This is a genomic window from Cloacibacillus sp. An23, from assembly GCF_002159945.1.
In the GTDB taxonomy this organism is placed as follows: Bacteria; Synergistota; Synergistia; order Synergistales; family Synergistaceae; genus Caccocola.
The window spans coordinates 36,889-55,681 of record NZ_NFJQ01000009.1 but is presented as its reverse complement, the minus strand read 5'-3'; the positions used below and the strand labels follow the sequence as shown (position 1 = coordinate 55,681).

Sequence of the window (18,793 nt, the reverse complement as noted above, 5' to 3'; positions counted from 1 at the left end):
TTTTTGCGTCAATTATTGACAATTTACATGATTCGGCGCGCAGATAAATACTTATCGGCAAACTTCTTCAAGCTGCATATACATAAAGAGAGCCCCGTCTCCGGGGCTCTCTTGTCTCCGCTTATTTTTACGAAGCGGACTAGTCGTCCATCTTCATCTCGGCCATATGCTTGTAGAAGCGCCATCTGTCCTTGATGGCTTTCTTTTCTTCTTCGAGCAGCACCGCGGCTTCTTCCGCGTTCATGGTCTTGAGGCTCTTGTAGCGGACTTCGTTGTAGATGTAGTCCTCAAGCGGCAGCGTCGGCTCTTTGCTGTCTATGATGAGCGGGTTCTTGCCTTCTTTGGCGAGGTCCGGGTTGTAGCGCATGAGCATCCAGTGGCCGGATTCCACCGCGCGTTTCTGCTGGTCGAGGCCGTTCACCATGTCTATGCCGTGCGCTATGCAGTGGCAGTAGGCTATGATTATCGACGGGCCGTTGTAGGCTTCGGCTTCCTTAAAGACTTTGACGGTGTGCGCGTCGTTGGCGCCTATCGCGACTTTGCCGACGTAGACGTCGCCGTAGCTCATGGCCATCATGGCGAGGTCTTTCTTGCCCATCTTTTTGCCGGCGGCGGCGAATTTCGCCACGGCTCCGCGCGGCGTGGATTTCGAGGCCTGTCCGCCGGTGTTGGAGTAGACTTCGGTGTCGAGGACGAGGATGTTGATGTTGCGGCCCGAGGCTATCACGTGGTCGAGTCCGCCGTAGCCGATGTCGTAGGCCCAGCCGTCTCCGCCTATGCTCCAGACGGATTTCTTGGCGAGGTTGTCGATGACGGACTCAAGCTCTTCTGCTTCTTCGGCGCCCATGTAGTGGAGCTGGGCTTTGACTTCGTCTATCTTTTCTTCGACGGCCTTTATTTCGGCTTCGGTGGTCTGAGGCGCTTCGAGTATCGCCTTGACGGTCTCTTCGCCGAGTTCGGGCTCGAGCTTCTTGAGGAGCTCCGCGGCGTATTCGGCGTGTTTGTCTATCGCGAGGCGGAAGCCGAGGCCGAATTCGGCGGCGTCTTCAAATAGCGAGTTGCTCCACGCGGGGCCTCTGCCTTCGTCGTTGACGCACCACGGCGTGGTGGGCAGGTTGCCTCCGTATATCGAGGAGCAGCCCGTGGCGTTGGCTATTATCGCCCTGTCGCCGAAGAGCTGCGAGAGGAGTTTGAGGTACGGCGTTTCGCCGCAGCCGGCGCAGGCTCCCGAGAATTCAAAGAGCGGACGGAGGAGCTGTACGTCTTTGACTGTCGAGGTGTTGAGCTGGTTTCTGTCTGTCTCGGGTATGTCGAGGAAGAATTTCCAGTTGGCGCGCTCCGTCTCGCGCAGCGGCATCTGGGTGCGCATCGTGAGCGGGCGCGGGCCGCCTTCTTCCTTGGCCTTTACCGGGCAGTTGTGGGCGCAGAGGCCGCAGCCGGTGCAGTCTTCGGGCGCTATCTGTACGGTGAAGGCTTCGCCGGGGAAGTTTTTCCATTTCGCGTCGGCGTGTTTGAAGGTTTCGGGCGCTTCTTCGAGCAGTTTCTTGTCGTAGACTTTGGAGCGTATCGCAGCATGCGGGCAGACGAGTACGCATTTGCCGCACTGGATGCAGAGGCTCGGATCCCAGACGGGTATGTCTATCGCTATGTTTCTCTTTTCGTACTGCGTGGTCGCGGTCGGGAAGGTGCCGTCTTCAGGCAGCGCGGAGACGGGGAGGCTGTCGCCTTCCTGTACCATCATAGGGCCGAGGACTTCTTTGACGAAGTCGGGCGCGTCGTCGGCGACGGGCGGCTTGATGTCGAAGGTGCTGGTCGCTTCGGCGGGGACTTTGACCTCGTGGAGGTTGGCTAGGGTCTCGTCGACGGCTTTGATGTTCTTGTCTACTATGGCCTGGCCTTTGCGGCTGTAGCTCTTGACTATGGAGTCTTTGATGGCTTTGATGGCCTCGTCCTGCGGGAGGATGCCGCTTATCGCGAAGAAGCAGGTCTGCATTATGGTGTTGGTGCGCGAGCCCATGCCGGTCTCTTTCGCTATTTTGACGGCGTCGATGACGTAGAATTTGAGGTGTTTGTCTATTATCTGCCTCTGGTAGCGGTAGGGCAGCTTGTCCCAGATCTCTTCGGGGCCGAAGGGCGCGTTGAGCAGGAAGGTGCCGCCGTCGGCCGCGTTCTTGAGCACGTCGAGTTTCTCAAGGAATGAGTAGACGTGGCAGGCGAGGAAGTTGGCCTTGTTGATGAGGTAGCTGGCGTATATTGGGTCGGGGCCGAAGCGCAGGTGGCTGACGGTGATGCCTCCGGACTTCTTGGAGTCGTAGCTGTAGTAGCCCTGCGCGTAGAGGTCGGTCTCCTGGCCTATTATCTTAATGGAGTTCTTGTTCGCTCCGACTGTTCCGTCGGAGCCAAGCCCGTAGAAGAGGCAGCGGACTGTCTTGGGGTTTTCGGTGTCGAAGGACGGGTCGTAGGGCAGGCTGGTGAAGGTGACGTCGTCTTCTATGCCGATGGTGAAGCCGTCCTTGGGTTCGAGTTTGTTGAGTTCGTCGTAGACTCCTTTGACCATCGCCGGGGTGAAGTCCTTGGACGAGAGGCCGTAGCGTCCGCCGACTACTGTGATGCCGCTGCCGTTAAGCGCTTCGCGCACGTCGGCGCAGAGGGGCTCGCATATCGCCGCGGGATCTTTGCTGCGGTCGAGTACGGCTATGGTCTTGACTGTCGCGGGGAGCGCGTTGCAGAAGCGCTTGACGTCGAAGGGACGGAAGAGGCGGACTGCGACGAGGCCGACTTTTTCACCCTGCTTGAGCATGTAGTCGACTGTTTCGCGGGTCACGGCGGCGCCCGAGCCCATGATTACTATTACGCGCTCCGCGTCGGGCGCTCCGTAGTAGTCGAAGAGGTGGTACTGGCGGCCGGTGATTTTAGCGAATTTATCCATGGCGCTCTGGAAGATGTCGGGCATATCCGCATAGTAGCGGTTGGCGCCTTCTCTGGCCTGGAAGAATACGTCGGGGTTCTGCGCGGTGCCGCGGACGAGCGGGGCGTCGGGCGTGAGTCTGTTGTAGCGGTGCTCGCGGACGAGGTCGTCGTCGATGCAGGCGCGCATTGTGTCGTAGGATATTTCTTCTATTTTCATTTCTTCGTGGCTTGTGCGGAAGCCGTCGAAGAAGTGGAGGACGGGGACGTGTCCCTCGAGGGTCGCCATCTGCGATATGAGTGCGAAGTCCGTCGTTTCCTGTACGGTGGAGGAGCAGAGCATGGCCCAGCCGGTGTTGCGTACCGCCATTACGTCCGAGTGGTCTCCGAATATGGAGAGCGCGTGGGTGGCGAGGCTTCTCGCCGTCACGTGCATTACTGTGCTGGTGAGTTCTCCAGCTATCTTGTACATGTTCGGGATCATGAGGAGGAGTCCCTGCGACGCCGTGAATGTGGTGCCGAGCGCTCCGGCCTGTATGGCTCCGTGGTAGGCTCCGGAGGCTCCGGCTTCGCTCTGCATCTCTTCTACGAGCGGCACCGTGCCCCATATGTTCGGACGGTGCTCCGCCGACCACTGGTCGGACCATTCTCCCATCGGCGACGACGGCGTGATCGGGTATATTGATATTACCTCGTTCACCGCGTGCGCTACGTGCGCCGCCGCTTCGTTTCCGTCTACCGTTACCATCTTTCTTTCTGACATTTCTTTACCTCCCATTTGCTTCCCAACATTTGGGGTTTGCGCATATATCATTATCAAACGCCTTATTATTACATAATTTTCTGCAAATTTCCAGCTCTCCGCGCTAAGTACGTCAAGATATCGGCAATACGCGCCAATATTAAAAAATAGACGCCGTTCCGCCGTTATTATGCGCCTGTATCTATGTAAAAGCTGCGTAAAAATTCCAAGCGCCGTGCCGCGGCGCGAAGAAAGAGCCCTCGCGCACATGGCGGGAGGGCTCTTGGGTTTATCGTGATTTTGCGAGTTTTTCCTAGCGTTTCGCCGCGTACACTCCGTCGATGAGTGTGCCGTCGCGGTATTCGACGGCTGCTATAAGCCTGCCGTAGTCGAACTCTATCGGCTCCGGCGTTCCGGTGAGCTTTTCGACCTCGGCCTTGAGCTTTTCTATATCAACTACCGGAAGCTTCGCCTTGAGGGCCGCTTCGAGCAGATCGGCCCGTCTCGGGTTGACGCATATCCCGCGTTCGGTAACTATCGCGTCCACCGTCTCGCCGGGGGTCGTGACTGTGGTGACGCGGCTTTTTATCGAGGGCACGCCGCCCCTGAATGACGGGCAGACTATTATCGAGAGCGCCGCGCCTGCCGCGGCGTCTTGATGTCCGCCCGAAGCTCCGCGCAGGACGCCGTCGTTGCCGGTGAGCACGTTGACGTTGAAATCCGTGTCTGCCTCGAGCGCCGCGAGTATTACGCAGTCGAGGTTGTTGACGAGCGCGCCAGCGTTGAACGGGTTCGCGTACCACGAGGCGTCTATTTCGATGTGGTTCGGGTTGGAGAGCATCGACTTCGTGACCACGGCGTCGAACGACTGCACGTCGAATACGGTGCGGAATAGCCCTTTGTCGTGCATCGAGGCCATGTAGCCGCCGACTCCGCCGAGACCGAAGCTGCCGGTTATGCCCTTCTCCGCCATGTATTCCTCAAGGTAGGCCGCGACCGCGAGGCTCGCGCCGCCGACGCCCATCTGGAAGGAGAAGCCCGGCTGTACAATGCCCGAGGCTTTCATGAGACGGAAGGAATCCTGCGCGATTTTCAAGTCTACCGGGTTGCGCGTGATGCGTGCCGCGCCTGTGGCGATCTTCGCCGGGTCGCCGATGCTGTCTGCTACGACGACCTGGTCTACGAGGTATTGCGGAATGGAGATTTTCGGCGAGAGCGGATACTCGACGAGGTTGTCCGTTATCGCTATGACGTGGGCCGCGCTGCGCGCGTCGGTTATCGCGTAGCCGAGCGAACCACAGGCCGAAGGGCCCTGCACGCCGTTTATGTTGCCGAGGCAGTCGCAGGAGGGGGCCGCGAGGAAGGCGACGTCTATCTGTATGGAGCCCTCTTCGATGGCGCGCGCGCGTCCTCCGTGGCTGCGTATTATCACCGGGATGCCGGCCTCGCCGCTTGAAAGAAGCTGCCCGAGCTTGCCGCGGACGCCGGAGGTATAAAGTTTGCCGATAAGCCCGCTCCTTATGTAGTCCGCGACGCAGTCGTGCGCGTCCGGTATCGAGCTTGGGGCGAAGGTGAGGTTCCTGAATCCCATAGCGTCGAGCTCGGCGAGCACCATCGGTATTACGGCGTCGCCGTTGCGCAGATGGTGGTGGAAGGAAACCGTCATGCCGTCGCGCAGGCCGGACTTTTCTATCGCCTCGCGCAGCGACTTCGCGCGCTTGTCGCGGCACGGGGCCGCCGCGCGCACGGGGCGAGGCGCGGAGCGCAGCCCGGAGGCCGCCTCGATTTTGCCGAAGGGCGAAAGGTAAGGCTCGAAGGCCCCGACGCCGGGAACCTCGAGAGGCACAGTCCTGCCGAGAGAATTAACAACGGTCTTCATCTAAAGCGCCTCCCTTTCTATGCCGTACATCCGCGCTAGCTCGAGCAGGTGCGCCGAGCGCGCGACAATCGGCGCGTCCACCATCTTGCCGCCGACCGAGATTACTCCCTTGCCCTCGCGTTCAGCCGCCTCCGCGGCCTCGACGACGCGCAGCGCCTTGCGCAGCTCCGTCATCTCGGGCATGAAGGCCTTGTGGATAGTCGCTATCTGCCCGGGGTGTATGCAGGCCTTGCCTGTGAAGCCTAGCTCGACTATCTCCTTGGATTCCATGTAAAGGCCCTCGGGGTCGTTGAGATCGGTCCAGACCGTGTCAAACGAGGCGACGCCCGCCGCGTGCGCCGCGGCGACTATGCGGCTGCGCGCGTAGAAGAGCTCGCGCCCGCCGCGCGTCTTCTGTATCCCCATGTCGGCCGTGAAGTCCTGTCCGCCGAGCGTCAGAGCCGTCACGCGCGGGCAGGCCGAGGCGATGCGGAAGGCGTTCTCGAGGCCCAGCGCGGTCTCGACCATAGCGTGGAGCTGCACAGTGCCGCGCGGTATGCCGCATCTCTCCTCAGCCTCGCCTATCTTCCCGTCGGCGAGCAGCACGTCGGCTTCCGAGTTGCACTTAGGCAGGCGCACAGCGTGCGGGCGGCATGGGATTACCGTCTCTATGTCCTTTTCAAAAAATTCCGTGTCCGCGCCGTTGAGGCGCACCGTCACGAACAAGTCCTTGAAGTCGAACTCGCGCAGGAACCACGAGGCCATCACGCGCGCCGAGTCCTTCTCCGTGTAGGCTATCGCGTCCTCGAGGTCTATCAGTATGCTGTCGCAGCCGAAGACGGGCGCGTGCTGCAGCATCCCGGGCGAGTTCGCGGGAATATAGAGCATCGAGCGCATCGGACGCATGAACTATTCCCCCTTCGCCGCGCGCAGCAGAGCCGTCTCGAGCCGCGCCTTTATCGTGATTTCTATCGCGCCCTGGTCCTGTATAACGATGTTGGCGGCTTCGACAGAATGTTTTTCCAGTATTCCGCGCACAAGCGTTTCCGTCCTCTTTGCAAATACTACGCTGTTCGCCCCGCGGTAGTCGAGCGCGAAAGCTCCGCCCGGCGAAACGGTGACGACGCAGTCCGACGACTCGAGAGTGCCGGCGCTCGCCGTGTGAAGAAGTTTCATGGCATCATCACCCCTCCGTTAAACTAACGGGGAAGCCGAAGCTTCCCCACAAACGTTTTCTAATTATAGCCCCCTACGCGGCGGCCGCCTTCCGCTTTTTCCTCCAATCGCTTATGAAAGGCCACGCTATCGAGAAGATAGTCAGGAAGAACAGCGCCCAGCAGATACCGCCGCGGAAGAATATCGACGGGTCGCCGTCGGATATCATCATAGCCTGACGGTAGGACTGCTCCATCGAGACGCCGACGACGACGGCGAGTATCAACGGAGATGTCGGCACCTTGTACTTCTTCATAAAGTAGCCGATGAGCCCAAGCACCACCAAAACCACGAAATCCACGGCACTGAAGTTTATCGTATAGACGCCGATAAGAGCGACCGCCACTATCGCGGGATAGAGTATCTTAGTCGGGACGGCGAGGACGCGGACGAGAAGGCTCGCGAGCGGCAGGTTGATGACGGCGCATATGACGTTGCCGAGGAACATACTCGCGATGACAGTCCACGCCACGTCGGCGTGCTGCTCGAAGAGGAGCGGCCCCGGCTGCATTCCGAGTATCATAAGAGCGCCGAGCATGACCGCCGTCGTGCCTGAGCCTGGGACGCCGAGCGTCATCATCGGGATGAGCGCTCCGACGGAGCAGGCGTTGTTCGCCGCTTCGGGAGCCGCGAGGCCTATTATTTCACCCTTGCCGAAATCGTCCGGGTTCTTCGCCATCTGCTTTTCGTTGTTATAGGCCATAAGACAGGCTATAGTGCCGCCGGCTCCGGGAAGGACGCCCACGAAGAAGCCGACTGGAGTCTGGCGCAGAATCGCGGGCAGGCAGCGCTTGAACTCAGCCATCGTGACCCAGATACGCCCGAACTTCGTCTGAACCTTCACGGCGAGATCGGACCTTATATGCTCCATATTGTGGAATACTTCGCCGAGGCCGTAGATGCCGATGATGACGACGACGACGTCGATGCCGGTCTGAAGCTCGGTTATGCCGAAGGTGAAGCGTATAGCGCCCGACTGCGGGTCGATGCCGACCGTAGCGATCATGAGGCCGAGGCACATCGAGAGAAGCCCCTTGAGCATGGCCTCCTTGGAGATGGCAGCCGTCGCTGCGAGCGCGAAGCACATCAGCATGAAATATTCCGGGGGACCGAACTTAAGCGCGAAACGCGCTACAGGGACGGCGACCGCGACGAAAGCTATAGTAGAAAGCAGGCCGCCTATGAACGACGCGATGGCGGAAATAGCGAGGGCCGCCTCCGCGCGTCCCTGCTGGGCCATCGGGTAGCCGTCGAAGCATGAGGCGACGGCGGCGCCGTCTCCCGGAACGTTGAGAAGTATCGAGCTGCGCGAGCCGCCGAACATCGCGCCGTAGTAAATAGCGCACATAGTGACGAGAGCCGTGTCCGGCGGCATCGTAAATGTGAGCGGCATCAGGAGCGCTATGCCAGTCGTCGGCCCGAGCCCGGGAAGCATCCCGAGGACCGTGCCGAGCGCCGACCCGGCCGCCAGCCATATAAGGTTGAGCGGCGTCATGGCCTGCGCGAAGCCTGAGAACAACAGACTTAAAGTTTCCATTCAGATATTCCTCCCTTATGGCAGAGTGAACAGGAATATTTTCGTAAAGGCATACCAGATGCCTACCGTGAAGACGAGCGAGACGGCTATATTGGCGATCCAGCCCTTGACCCCGTTGACCAAGAACAGCATAGCCGCGAGGAAGACCGTGGTGCTGATAAGAAAGCCTATCCTTTCAAGAACGGCGGCATAGACAAGGCAGCAGGCGCAGAGTCCGGCGATAAGGACCCAATAGCCGGGGTCGGGAGCCTTGCCCTTCCTCGCGACGCGCCCGCGCTTCATTCCGCGCGAGAGAAGCATCAGGGAGAAGACCGCTCCCATTATCCCTACGCCGAGCGGGAAGTACTTCGGCGCCATCGGATTGCCGATAGCCGCGTCCGGCAGAAGCCACGCCGCGATAGTGTAGGCGATGCAGAACACTAACGAGAACAGGCCGACGATAACGTCAGAGTTCACATTTCTCACTCCTTTATAAACGTGGCGGCAGACACAGTCTGCCGCCCTTTGATAACGTTCTTGCTATTTCTTTAGGAATCCTATTTCGTCAAGGATGACCTTGTACTCTTCGTTGGTCTGGTCGAGGAATTTCGCGAACTCCTCCGGCCCGGCGTACACGGGTTCCCATCCGTTCTTTTCGCAAATGTCGAGCCACTCCTGGCTTTCGGACATCTGCTTTAAGACGTTCGCCATGTAGTCGCGCGCTTCATCGCCCATGTTCGGCGCGCCGAAAAGTCCGCGCCAGTTGATGAACACGGTGTCGATGCCGGCTTCCTTGAGCGTCGGGACGGCGGCGAGCGGGCCGCTCTTCACACGCTCGGGGGCGCTTATCGCGAGGACTTTGATGTCGCCCGACTCAAGAGCTCCGACCGTTTCGGCCATACCGGTGGAAAGAAGGTCAATGTGTCCGCCCATGAGCGAAGCCATGCTTCCTTCCTGAAGGGAGATGAACGGGATTTCTTTAAGCGCAGTCACACCGGCTGCGCGCATCGCCTGAAGGAACTGCACGTGATCCATGCTTCCCGCGGAGCTGGTGCCTCCGACCTTTACGCTCCTCGGATCCTTCTTGATGGCTTCGACCACGTCCATCATACTGTTGTAAGGCGAGTTCTTCGGGACGGCAAACGCTCCGTAGTCGTCGATAAGGCGGGCGATGGGCGTAAGATTCTTATAACCGAGCGGGGTCTGTCCGGTGAGGTTGATGAGAAGAAGCGGGGGCGAATACACGGTGATGACGTAGGGGTCGTTCTTCTTTCTCTGAATGTACGCGAGGTTGACCGCGCCGCCGCCTCCGGGCTTGTTTGTGACGGGCATCGGCTGCGTGACGAGCTTGAGGTCGCCCAGCGCCTTGCCTACGAGCCTTATGGTCGTGTCCCAGCCGCCGCCGGCTCCCGCGGGGGCGAGAAACTCAAAGGGTTTCGACGGATAATCCGCCGCCGTTGCCGCAAACGCGAATACCGCAACGAACAATGCCGCTAACACCGATACTGCTGCTGAACGCTTCATTTGAAAAAATTCCTCCTTACTGTTTTTTGTATCCATGTATCCATGTATCCGCGATAGCTATATAATAGTACTGCGAGGCGAAAAGTCAATACGTGCAAAAAAGTTTCTTGGTTTATGCCGAGCGCTTATTTTAATTTTTATGTTATTCTAGTGACCGGATCAGCATGAGAAAGAGTTGGGAGTGGCGCACTGTGGCTATAAAATTGGAGACCGGGCTGGATTTAGCCCATAACAGCACGCTTCGCGCCGAGGTCGCGAATCTGCTGCGCAAGCAGATTCTCGACGGAGAGATACCGAGCGGCACGCGCCTTATAGAAACTGAGATAGCGTCGCAGCTCGGCGTGAGCCGTATGCCTGTGCGCGAGGCGCTGCGCATGCTCGAGAGCGAGGGGCTGATCAATTCGGTGCCGCGCAAGGGGCTCATCGTCGCAGAATATACGGAGGAGGACATCCGCGAGTATTACACGATACGCGAGGCGCTCGAGGTCTGCGCGATAAAGATCGTCATCGACAAGATAACGAAAGATGAAATCCACGAGCTTGAGTGCTACTGCCGAAGGGCCGAGGACGCGCGTCTCGCCGGCGACCGCGACGAGGTCTGCAAGTGGACCGGCAGGTTCAACGACAGGCTTTACGACTGCTGCGGCATGCCGCGCCTCAAGGAGCAGATCAAGAACACGCATAAATATCTGCGCACTTTCCGCTTTACGTCGTTCAAGGAGCCGTCGCGCACGGCGCAGGCGCTGCGCGAGCACGAGGAGATACTGCGCCTCGTCGCGGAGAAGGACTACGAGGGCGCGGCGCGCGCGACGTCGGTGCATCTGCGCGACTCGATGGAGATGTACCTCAAGCTCTGGCGTCAGAGGAAAGATCCGCAAAATTGAACGAAAGCCGAAAGAATACGGGAAGCGGCGCTCTTTTTACGGAGCGCCGCTTTTTTGTCTTTTCTTATAAAATTTCCGCGGCCGCGCCGCTTCGCGTCATTCGCCGCAGATGTTGCGGAGTTTTCCTATCGGTTCTATCTCGACTTCGACAAGGTCGCCGGGGACTATTTCGCCGACGCCCTGCGGCGTGCCGGTCGATATCACGTCGCCTTCCTCGAGCGTCGCGAAGCGGCTGATGTGCGAGATTATGCGCGGTATCGGGAATATCATCTGCTCTATCGCGCCGTCCTGGACGACTCGGCCGTTGACGCGGGTCACGACGCGCGTCTCCTGCGGCAGCTCTTTCGTGACGAGTATCGCGGGGCCGAGCGGCGCAAATGTGTCGAAGCTTTTGGCGCGCGTCCACTGTCCGTCCTTGTTTTGGAGCGCGCGGGCCGTTACGTCGTTCATTATCGTGTAGCCGAGGACGTGGTCGTAAACTTCTTCTTCCGGGATATTTTTGCCGCCTTTGCCTATTACGACGGCGAGTTCGCCCTCGTAGTGTATCGGGCCGGCCCATTTCGGGATACGGATGAAGTCGTGCGCTCCGGTGACGGCGGAGGTCGCTTTGAGGAATATCAGCGGCTCTTCCGGGATGTCGTGGTCGAGCTCCTTGACGTGGCCGACGTAGTTGCGTCCGACGCACCAGATTTTTTTAGGCATGAAAGGCGGCAGGAATTTTATCCGCTCGACTGGATAGCTGAGACGTATCTGCGAGGTTATGCCTGAGAACGGGTCGCCCTCCACTATGTCCACCGAGCCGCCGCGGAGCTGCCCGCTGTAGGCGCGCCCGTCCATCGTGAAACGGCAGTAAAGAAGCGGGGTTTCTTTTCTCATCGCCGCGCCGCCTTACTTGCCTTCTCTTTTCTCGAGGGCCGCCGCTATGCGTTCCAGCCCTTCCTTAAGCTGCGCGCGCGTCGTTCCGATGTTGATGCGCGCGAAGCCGTCGCCGGCAGCTCCGAACCACTTGCCGGGGTCGAGCGCGACCTTCGCCTCTTTGACGAGGAACTCGGTCAGAGTTTCGTCGTTGAAACCGTAGCCGCGGAAGTCTATCCAGAAGATGTACGTCCCCTCGGGGTGATCCATGTGCGCCTTCGGCATACGCTCCCTGACGAACTGTTCCGTGAAGTCGCGGTTGCCCTCCAGGTAGGCCATGAGCTGCCTGTGCCACTCGCCGCACTTTCCGTAGGCGGCTTCCATCGCGGCGATGCCGAGGATGTTCAGCGAATTGAGGTGGAAGCGCTCGAGCACGGAGACGTAGACGCCGCGCAGGCGCTCGTCGGGGATTATCGCGACGGAGGCCTTCATGCCGGCGATGTTGAAGGTCTTGCTCGGAGCGATGAAGGTCAGCACGTGCTTGTCCATTCCGGGCAGAGAGCCGAGGCATGTGTGCTTCGCGTCGCTGTAGACGAGGTCCTGATGGATTTCGTCGGCGATGACTATCATGTCTTTGCGGCGCACGACGTCGGCGAGGGCTTCGAGCTCCTCGCGGCTCCAGACGCGCGAGACGGGGTTGTGCGGGCTGCAAAGGATAAGCGTGCGGCAGGTCGGAGTGACGAGGCTCTCGAGTTCCTCGAGGTTCATCTCATAGCGCCCGTTCCTGTAGACGAGCGGGTTCTCGACGATTATGCGTCCGGCCTCGCGCACGGTGCGGTAGAAAGGCATGTAGACGGGCGTCTGGATTATCATCTGGTCGCCGGGCTTCGTCAGCCCCATCGTCGCGAAGGAGAGCCCCGCCACTACGCCGCAGGCCCAGCTTACCGCCTCGCGCCCGAACTCCCAGCCGTAGTGGTCCTTCTCCCACTTGCGCACGGCGTCGCGCAGCGAATCGGGGATTATCGGATAGCCGAGGGCGCCCTGATCAAGCTTCGCGCGTATCGCGTCGAGAATCTCCGGCGCGGCGGGAAAATCCATGTCGGCGACCCACATAGCGAGAAGGTCGTTGGTTCCGAAATCCTCAGCCATGCCGTCCCATTTTTCACAGTCAGTGCCGCGGCGCTCCATATATCTGTCGAAATCGTACGTCATAAAAAAGCCCTCCGTTTCGCGGCCGAAGCCGTATTTATTCAATTTTATATTTTCCGCTTTCGCGCCCGCGCGCGCAAGTATAAAATAGATGTAGAATATAAAAAAATATGCGCTTGAACAATGTCGAATGGAGGAATAGCATGAAGTCCGATATAAAGAAGAAGGAACTCGAACTCGGGCGCGGTTCGTCGCTGCCCGAGCGCTCCGCGGTGCCCGCGGAATACAGGTGGAAGCTCGAAGACATCTGCGCTACGCGCGAGGATTGGGAAAAATCGTTCGCGGAGATAAAATCGCGCCTGCCGGAGCTCGCGGCCTACAGGGGTACACTGGCGCAGTCGCCGGAAAAAATGCTCGAATTTTTCAAACTGCGAGACGAGCTGTCGATAGAGCTCGGCAAGCTCTACGTCTACGCGAACATGAAGAGCCACGAGGACACCGGCGACTCATCCAACCAGGGGCCGGCGAACCGCGTCTCGGCGCTCGCCGTCGAATTCTCCGCCGCCGTGAGCTACGTCACGCCGGAGATACTCTCGATGCCTGAGGAAAGGCTGAGGGAATTCGCCGCGGCCCCCTGTCTCGCTGAATACGCCTTCCCGCTGCGCGAGCTGCTCCGCCGCAAGGCGCACGTGCTCTCCGAGGCCGAGGAGCTGATACTCGCGCGCTCCGGCGACATGGCTCAGACGGCGGACAACGCATTCTCGATGCTCACCAACGCCGACATGGAATTCCCGCCGATACGCGACGAGGAAGGCAAGAAAGTCGAGATGTCCGAAGAGCGCGCCGTCGCCTACCTGCGTTCGCCGAAGCGCTCCGTGCGCAGGGCGGCCTTCGCCTCGCTCTACGAGCCTTACTCCAAGATGAAGAACACGATCGGCGCGACCTTCGACGGGATGCTCAAATCGGCGAAGTTCTACGCCGAATGCCGCCGCTACGGCTCGCCGCTCGAGGAGGCGCTCGACGCGGACAACATCCCCGTATCCGTCTACGACAGCCTCGTCTCCGCCATCGAGGACAACCTGGCGCCGATGTACCGCTACATGAAGCTCCGCCGCAAAATGCTCGGCGTCAAAGAGCTGCACATGTACGACCTCTACGTCCCGCTCGTCGAAGACCCGTACAAAGAAATAGCGTGGAGCGACGCGAAAGAGATGATGTACCGCTATCTCGCGCCGCTCGGCGGACAATACCTCGAGCAGATAAAGGCCGGCGTCGAGGGAGGCTGGGCCGACGTCTTCCCGAACAAGGGCAAGCGCAGCGGGGCCTACTCGTGGGGCACCTACGGCACGCATCCGTACATCTTCATGAACTACACGAACAACCTCAACGACGTCCTGACGCTCGTCCACGAAATGGGGCACTCCATGCACAGCTGGTACTCGCGGAAGAATCAGCCCTACGCGACGGCCGACTACTGCATATTCACCGCCGAGGTGGCCTCGACGACCAACGAAGTGCTATTCCTCTCCGGCCTGCTCGCCGAGACGGACGACAGGAAAAAGCGGCTCTACCTGCTCAACCGCCGCCTCGAGAACATCCGCACCACAGTCTATCGCCAGACTATGTTCGCCTCCTTCGAGCGCGAGGTACACAAGCGCGCGGCGGAGGGCGGAGACACGACCCCCGACGGGCTCAAACAGCTATGGTACGAGCTCAACAGGAAATACTACGGCGAGGGGATAACGATAGACGAGCCGCTCAAAATGGAATGGGCGCGCATCCCGCACTTCTACACGCCATTCTACGTCTACCAGTACGCGACCGGCTACTCCGCCGCAACGGCGCTCGCTTCCGCGATACTCGAGCAGGGCGGGCCCGCGACGCGCAGATACCTGAGCTTCCTCACCAAAGGCGGCTCCGACTACCCCATCGAGCTGCTCAAGGGCGCGGGCGTTGACATGAGCACGCCGCAGCCCGTCGAGGCCGTGATAAAGCAGTTCTCCGAAACGCTCGACGAAATGGAAGAGCTGGCGAAATAGCAGAAAGTCCGAGCGTAAATCAAAAACGCAAAGCCGCCGCCCCGGTTCCCCGAAGGCGGCGGCTTTTTCACACCTCAGCGCAAACCGTCATACTGTTACAAATAAACACGCAGCCGTGCAGATCTTCCGTGCCAGACGGGGCGGGGCGTGCGGGGTTCCGTCCATTTCTCTGCAGCCATGCCGCTTCGTTCGGCATCCGTGTTCAAGGCCGGCGTTCCGCAAATTTCACGCGCCGGGCGAAACGCGGAGCGCGCACCGGCGCAGCCTCCAACGCCAGGCACGCGAGGCCCAGCGCGGCTGACCGGCGGCGCGCCGTCGTTTTCGTTCGTCAGGCGGCATAACAGAAAAGGCGCGAAGACTTGCTCCGCGCCGTAAAATCCCGCTTATTCGCAGCCGTGGCTTCCGTGGCCGCAGCCGCGGCATTCTCCCTGCGGAGCTCCGCCGCTCCCGCCGCATTCGTGCCCTTCGTGGCCGTGATGGTGCGTGCATTCCGCGGACGGGTCGTCGTGAAGTTTCCCTTCGAGATAGAGTTTAACGGCCTCGTCCACCGGGCCGCTGACGCCCGATATCAGTTCGATGCCGGCAGCCGCTAGGACGTTTTTCGCGCCTCCGCCTATGCCGCCGCAGATGAGCAGATTCACGCCGTTTTCGCGCAGAAGTCCGCCGAGCGCCGAATGCCCGCTGCCCTCGGCGTCGAGCGTCCTGTGAGACGCGACCGCGCCGTCCTTTATCTCGTACAGCTCGAAAAATCTGGTGTGTCCGAAATGCTGGAAAATCTGTCCGTCTTCCATGGTTACCGCTATTATTCCGTCTTTCATCATGGCTTCGTCCTCCGTTTCCGAATTCGTCTCTTTATCAGAATTCCCGCAGCCTTCGCCGCGCGCGAAGCGGCATCGCGAACATCCCGCGCGCCCGCATTTCCGCACGGCGGCGCTGAAATTGCCTCCGCCGATGTGGATGGCCTTTCCGGAGCAAAGCGCGTCCGCGACCTTGCGCCGCGCCGAATAGACGATGCGCTGGAGCGTGCCGCGCGACACGCCCATCGACTGCGCCGCGGCGCTCTGGTCGGCGCCTTCCAGGTCGCAGAGCCTTAGACTTTCGAGCTCTTCGACCGTGAGCGTCACGAAGCCGGCCGCGCCTTCCGTCAAAAACCGCCGCGCGCGCGTGTCGCAGCAGACGCGGCGGCATTTCGTCACTCCGGGCAATTTCATCCCTCCGTCTTCTCGCGCTTATAATAATGTGCATATGCACACATGTCAAGCAAAACACGGCGGCTTCGTAAAATCCCGTAATCCGCACAGGGCTCCGTGTTTCGGCGCGCGCGCGGCTTTTTTCCGCCTCCGCGCAGGGCTGCGGCGGCGAGGCGCGGTGGTAGAATATGAAAAAACTTTGGAGCGTGCGTGATGGAAGAGTTCAATTTTGCCGGCTTCGCGCTTTACGTATTCGCCTCGGCGTTCACGCCGGGGCCGAACAACATCCTTTCAATGTCCGCGGCTGGGCGCTACGGCATAGCGCGCGCGTGGCGCGTGCTCGTAGGGGTCTTCGCCGGCTTTGTGATCGTCATGCTGCTCTGCGCGCTTTTCTCCGTCGCGCTCGCCTCGCTCGTGCCGCGCATAATGCCGTTCATGCGCTGGGGCGGCGCCGCCTATATCCTCTGGCTCGCTTGGCGGACGTGGCGCTCTTCCGGAGAGTCGGGCGGCGTGGAGGCGGACTGCAGTTTCTGGGCCGGATTCGCGCTCGAATTCGTAAACGTGAAGATAATGCTGTACGGCGTGACGGCTCTGACTTCGTTCGTCATGCCGGCCTTCGATTCGAACGCAGCCGTCGCGGCATTCGCGCTGCTGCTTGCCGTGATAGGCTCCGCGGCGAACTGGACGTGGGCGCTCTTCGGAGTGTTTTTCGAGCGCGCGCTGCGCCGCCGCGGCAGGCTTTTCAACGCGGTCATGGCGCTGCTTCTCGTCTACTGCGCCGCGGGAATCCTCTTCTAAAATCCGATCTGCGCTATAAGGAAGGCCGAGGCGATGGAGGCCGCCATGACGGTGACGACGCTGCCGCTGTACCAGCCCGCGGCGAAGGCGGCTATCGTTCCGGCTGCGGAGCTGTAAAAGTTCCCGGTCGCGAAAAGGCAGTCGGGGAAGGTTATCGAGCCTATGACCGCGAACGGCATGTAGCCGAGCACGGCGGAGAGCAGCGGCGGCAGCTTCCTCCCGGCGAGCAGGAAGGGCGGCAGCACGCGCGACGGCGCGGTCGCGAGCATCATCATTATGAAAAGATATACGAGTTCGGGCCTCACGCGGCTTCCTCCCCGCGCGGCGGGAACAGCAGCGCGCCGAAGAGCGCCGCGCCTCCCGCGGAAATCATTATCGCAACGCCTTTGTTGAGCTCCGAGAGGACCGGCGCGAATTTGAAAAGAGACGAGAGCGCCATCGCCGCCAGCGTGACGGCGAGCGCGGCGCGGCTTTTGCGCGCGGACGGTATTATGAGCGCGATGAAGAGCGCGTATATCGCTATCCCCATGCTCGATCTAAGAGCGGGAGGAAGGGCCGAGGTCCCGAGCCATCCGAACACGGTAAGGGCGTTCCACGTAAAGTATATCGGCGTCTGAAGCCCCCAGAGGAACGGAACGCTTACCGGGCCGACGCCCTGCAGCGACGCGACGCTGAAACTTTCGTCTGTTAGGAAGAAGAAGAGGGCGGCCCGAAAGAGCGGCCTTCCGCCGCCTTCAATACGCCGCGAGAGCGACGGGCCCATCATTATGTGGCGCGCGTTAAGCAGCGCCGTGGCGAGCACTATGTCCGCGGCCGGCGCTCCGGCCGCGAGCAGGTTGAGCGCCGCGAACTGGCTGGCCCCGGCGAAGACGGTCATCGACATCAGCAGGCTTTCCCACACGGAGAAGCCCGCCGTCTCAGCGAGTATGCCGAAAGCCGCCGCGCTCGGTATCATGCCCGTTATTACGGGCAGGCTCTTACGCGCGCCGCAAAGAAACTCGGACGCCGCGCTTCCGCCGGTCATACGCAATCCCTCCGTCCGCCCTTCATGCGACGATTATATAGCCGCGCGGCCCGCGCGCCAACGATCCGGCGCAAAAAAACCGGAAGGCGGCGACGCCTTCCGGTTACGTCAGAGTGTTTGCGTTTTCCTAGTATCCCATGGCTTCCGAGTGGCTTTTAAGCTGCGCCATGTTTTTGTTGACTTTCTTCAAATAGCTGTTCGATATGCCTCCGTAATATCTGTTGAGCGCCTTCTGCACCGTGCCGTAGGCCGAGATATAGCGCGAGAGTATCAGCACCCCCGCCTCGACCCCGCGCTCGGGGTCGAACATGTGGTCGCGCGTCGGGGCTATGCCTTTGGCGCGCAGCATCCCGTTGTGTACCTTCCACATCACCTGCATGACGCCGAGCGCCCCCGCGCTGCTTTTCGCGTTCGGGTTGAAGTGGCTTTCGGCTTTCGCTATGCCGACCGCTAGGTTTGCGGGCACGCCGTATTTCACGCTGTAGAACACGAGAGCGCAGGCTTCGCGCCACGCCGTCTCGTGCGGTATATTGGGGTTGACTTTTCTTATAAACGTAGCTGTGTCCGCCACGCTGCGCTGTTTTGCCGGCGGGAGCTTGTCCAGCCTGTTGAGCGTGCTGAGCGGGTGCTTGTGACGCCATTTCGCGATATGTTCCTCCGTCAGCCCCTGGTGTTTGAGCGCCCCGTATATGGACTGATCGTACCGCGCCGCTTTCGCCTCTTCGCGTCTTTTTTCGGCTTTCGCCTGTACCGCGGCGTTGTCCTGCGCGATGCGGAGTATCTCGCTCCGTATCTTGTCGGCAGCCGTCTGCGCTTCGGCGGGCTTTTCCGCCGGTTTTATCACAGTTTCGTCCGAGAGGGTGGTATGTGTTTTCGGCTGCCGTTCCGTGCTTCCCATGCCAGCGTCCGGATGAAGGACGACGGAAAGGGCGAGCAGGAACATCGCTGCGATCCGCGGCAGGTGGAAATGCCGCTTTCTCATTAGTTTCCGCATATTTACCTCCTTGAGAGTTCGAACACGGCGAGGAGCGTTCCTCAAAAACAAATAATCTCCGCATTTTTATATATTTTCGCGGCTGCGTCCGTCGCCGT

The 18,793-nt window shown here is 60.2% G+C and carries 16 protein-coding genes; 3 read left to right on the top strand and 13 right to left on the bottom strand.

What is annotated here, in order from left to right; all coding sequences use genetic code 11:
- Positions 1 to 139: 139 nt before the first annotated feature.
- The 7 genes from nifJ to B5F39_RS09880 all read right to left on the bottom strand — a co-directional run bounded on the left by nifJ (position 140) and on the right by B5F39_RS09880 (position 9,762).
- The gene (nifJ, locus tag B5F39_RS09910; protein WP_087366776.1) at positions 140 to 3,670 is read right to left on the bottom strand and encodes a pyruvate:ferredoxin (flavodoxin) oxidoreductase; all 3,531 of its coding nucleotides are present in this window, start codon (positions 3,668 to 3,670) and stop codon (positions 140 to 142) included.
- A gap of 292 nt (positions 3,671 to 3,962) precedes the next feature.
- Positions 3,963 to 5,528: a citrate lyase subunit alpha gene (gene citF / locus B5F39_RS09905; RefSeq protein WP_087366773.1), complete on the bottom strand. Its 1,566-nt coding sequence runs from the start codon at positions 5,526 to 5,528 to the stop codon at positions 3,963 to 3,965.
- A complete protein-coding gene (locus B5F39_RS09900; protein ID WP_087366770.1) occupies positions 5,529 to 6,413 on the bottom strand; it encodes an aldolase/citrate lyase family protein in 885 nt (294 codons plus the stop codon).
- A 3-nt stretch (positions 6,414 to 6,416) separates the two neighbouring features.
- Complete coding sequence (gene citD / locus B5F39_RS09895) at positions 6,417 to 6,683, bottom strand: citrate lyase acyl carrier protein (protein WP_087366767.1); 267 nt, start codon at positions 6,681 to 6,683, stop codon at positions 6,417 to 6,419.
- A gap of 73 nt (positions 6,684 to 6,756) precedes the next feature.
- Entirely contained in the window at positions 6,757 to 8,259 is a 1,503-nt protein-coding gene (locus B5F39_RS09890) for a tripartite tricarboxylate transporter permease (RefSeq protein ID WP_087366765.1), read from the bottom strand.
- Positions 8,260 to 8,274: 15 nt separating this feature from the next.
- Positions 8,275 to 8,715, bottom strand: a complete 441-nt coding sequence (locus B5F39_RS09885) for a tripartite tricarboxylate transporter TctB family protein (protein WP_158096017.1) — start codon at positions 8,713 to 8,715, stop codon at positions 8,275 to 8,277.
- A 63-nt stretch (positions 8,716 to 8,778) separates the two neighbouring features.
- A complete protein-coding gene (locus tag B5F39_RS09880) occupies positions 8,779 to 9,762 on the bottom strand; it encodes a tripartite tricarboxylate transporter substrate binding protein (protein WP_087366759.1) in 984 nt (327 codons plus the stop codon).
- Positions 9,763 to 9,953: 191 nt separating this feature from the next.
- On the opposite strand from B5F39_RS09880, the gene B5F39_RS09875 reads away from it, so the two are divergent.
- Positions 9,954 to 10,646: a GntR family transcriptional regulator gene (locus B5F39_RS09875; RefSeq protein ID WP_158096016.1), complete on the top strand. Its 693-nt coding sequence runs from the start codon at positions 9,954 to 9,956 to the stop codon at positions 10,644 to 10,646.
- A 96-nt stretch (positions 10,647 to 10,742) separates the two neighbouring features.
- On the opposite strand, the gene B5F39_RS09870 is transcribed toward B5F39_RS09875, so the two are convergent.
- Both B5F39_RS09870 and B5F39_RS09865 read right to left on the bottom strand, forming a co-directional pair.
- Entirely contained in the window at positions 10,743 to 11,522 is a 780-nt protein-coding gene (locus B5F39_RS09870; RefSeq protein WP_087366754.1) for a fumarylacetoacetate hydrolase family protein, read from the bottom strand.
- A 12-nt stretch (positions 11,523 to 11,534) separates the two neighbouring features.
- On the bottom strand, positions 11,535 to 12,713 hold the full coding sequence (locus tag B5F39_RS09865; protein ID WP_087367067.1) for a MalY/PatB family protein: 1,179 nt from the start codon (positions 12,711 to 12,713) through the stop codon (positions 11,535 to 11,537).
- 140 nt (positions 12,714 to 12,853) lie between these two features.
- On the opposite strand from B5F39_RS09865, the gene pepF reads away from it, so the two are divergent.
- Positions 12,854 to 14,689: an oligoendopeptidase F gene (gene pepF / locus B5F39_RS09860; RefSeq protein WP_087366751.1), complete on the top strand. Its 1,836-nt coding sequence runs from the start codon at positions 12,854 to 12,856 to the stop codon at positions 14,687 to 14,689.
- Between the two features lie 383 nt (positions 14,690 to 15,072).
- On the opposite strand, the gene B5F39_RS09855 is transcribed toward pepF, so the two are convergent.
- Positions 15,073 to 15,900, bottom strand: a complete 828-nt coding sequence (locus B5F39_RS09855; protein ID WP_087366748.1) for a NifB/NifX family molybdenum-iron cluster-binding protein — start codon at positions 15,898 to 15,900, stop codon at positions 15,073 to 15,075.
- Between the two features lie 192 nt (positions 15,901 to 16,092).
- Between B5F39_RS09855 and eamB the strand changes: the two genes are divergently transcribed.
- Positions 16,093 to 16,677, top strand: a complete 585-nt coding sequence (gene eamB, locus B5F39_RS09850) for a cysteine/O-acetylserine transporter (protein ID WP_087366745.1) — start codon at positions 16,093 to 16,095, stop codon at positions 16,675 to 16,677.
- Here the strand turns inward: eamB and B5F39_RS09845 are convergent.
- The 3 genes from B5F39_RS09845 to B5F39_RS09835 all read right to left on the bottom strand — a co-directional run bounded on the left by B5F39_RS09845 (position 16,674) and on the right by B5F39_RS09835 (position 18,683).
- The gene (locus tag B5F39_RS09845; protein WP_087366743.1) at positions 16,674 to 16,982 is read right to left on the bottom strand and encodes an AzlD domain-containing protein; all 309 of its coding nucleotides are present in this window, start codon (positions 16,980 to 16,982) and stop codon (positions 16,674 to 16,676) included. The two genes, eamB and B5F39_RS09845, sit on opposite strands and share 4 nt — an antisense overlap.
- Positions 16,979 to 17,701: an AzlC family ABC transporter permease gene (locus B5F39_RS09840; protein WP_087366740.1), complete on the bottom strand. Its 723-nt coding sequence runs from the start codon at positions 17,699 to 17,701 to the stop codon at positions 16,979 to 16,981. Before B5F39_RS09840 ends, B5F39_RS09845 begins: the two co-directional genes overlap by 4 nt.
- 127 nt (positions 17,702 to 17,828) lie before the next feature.
- Positions 17,829 to 18,683: a lytic transglycosylase domain-containing protein gene (locus tag B5F39_RS09835; protein WP_204245098.1), complete on the bottom strand. Its 855-nt coding sequence runs from the start codon at positions 18,681 to 18,683 to the stop codon at positions 17,829 to 17,831.
- Positions 18,684 to 18,793 lie beyond the last annotated feature (110 nt).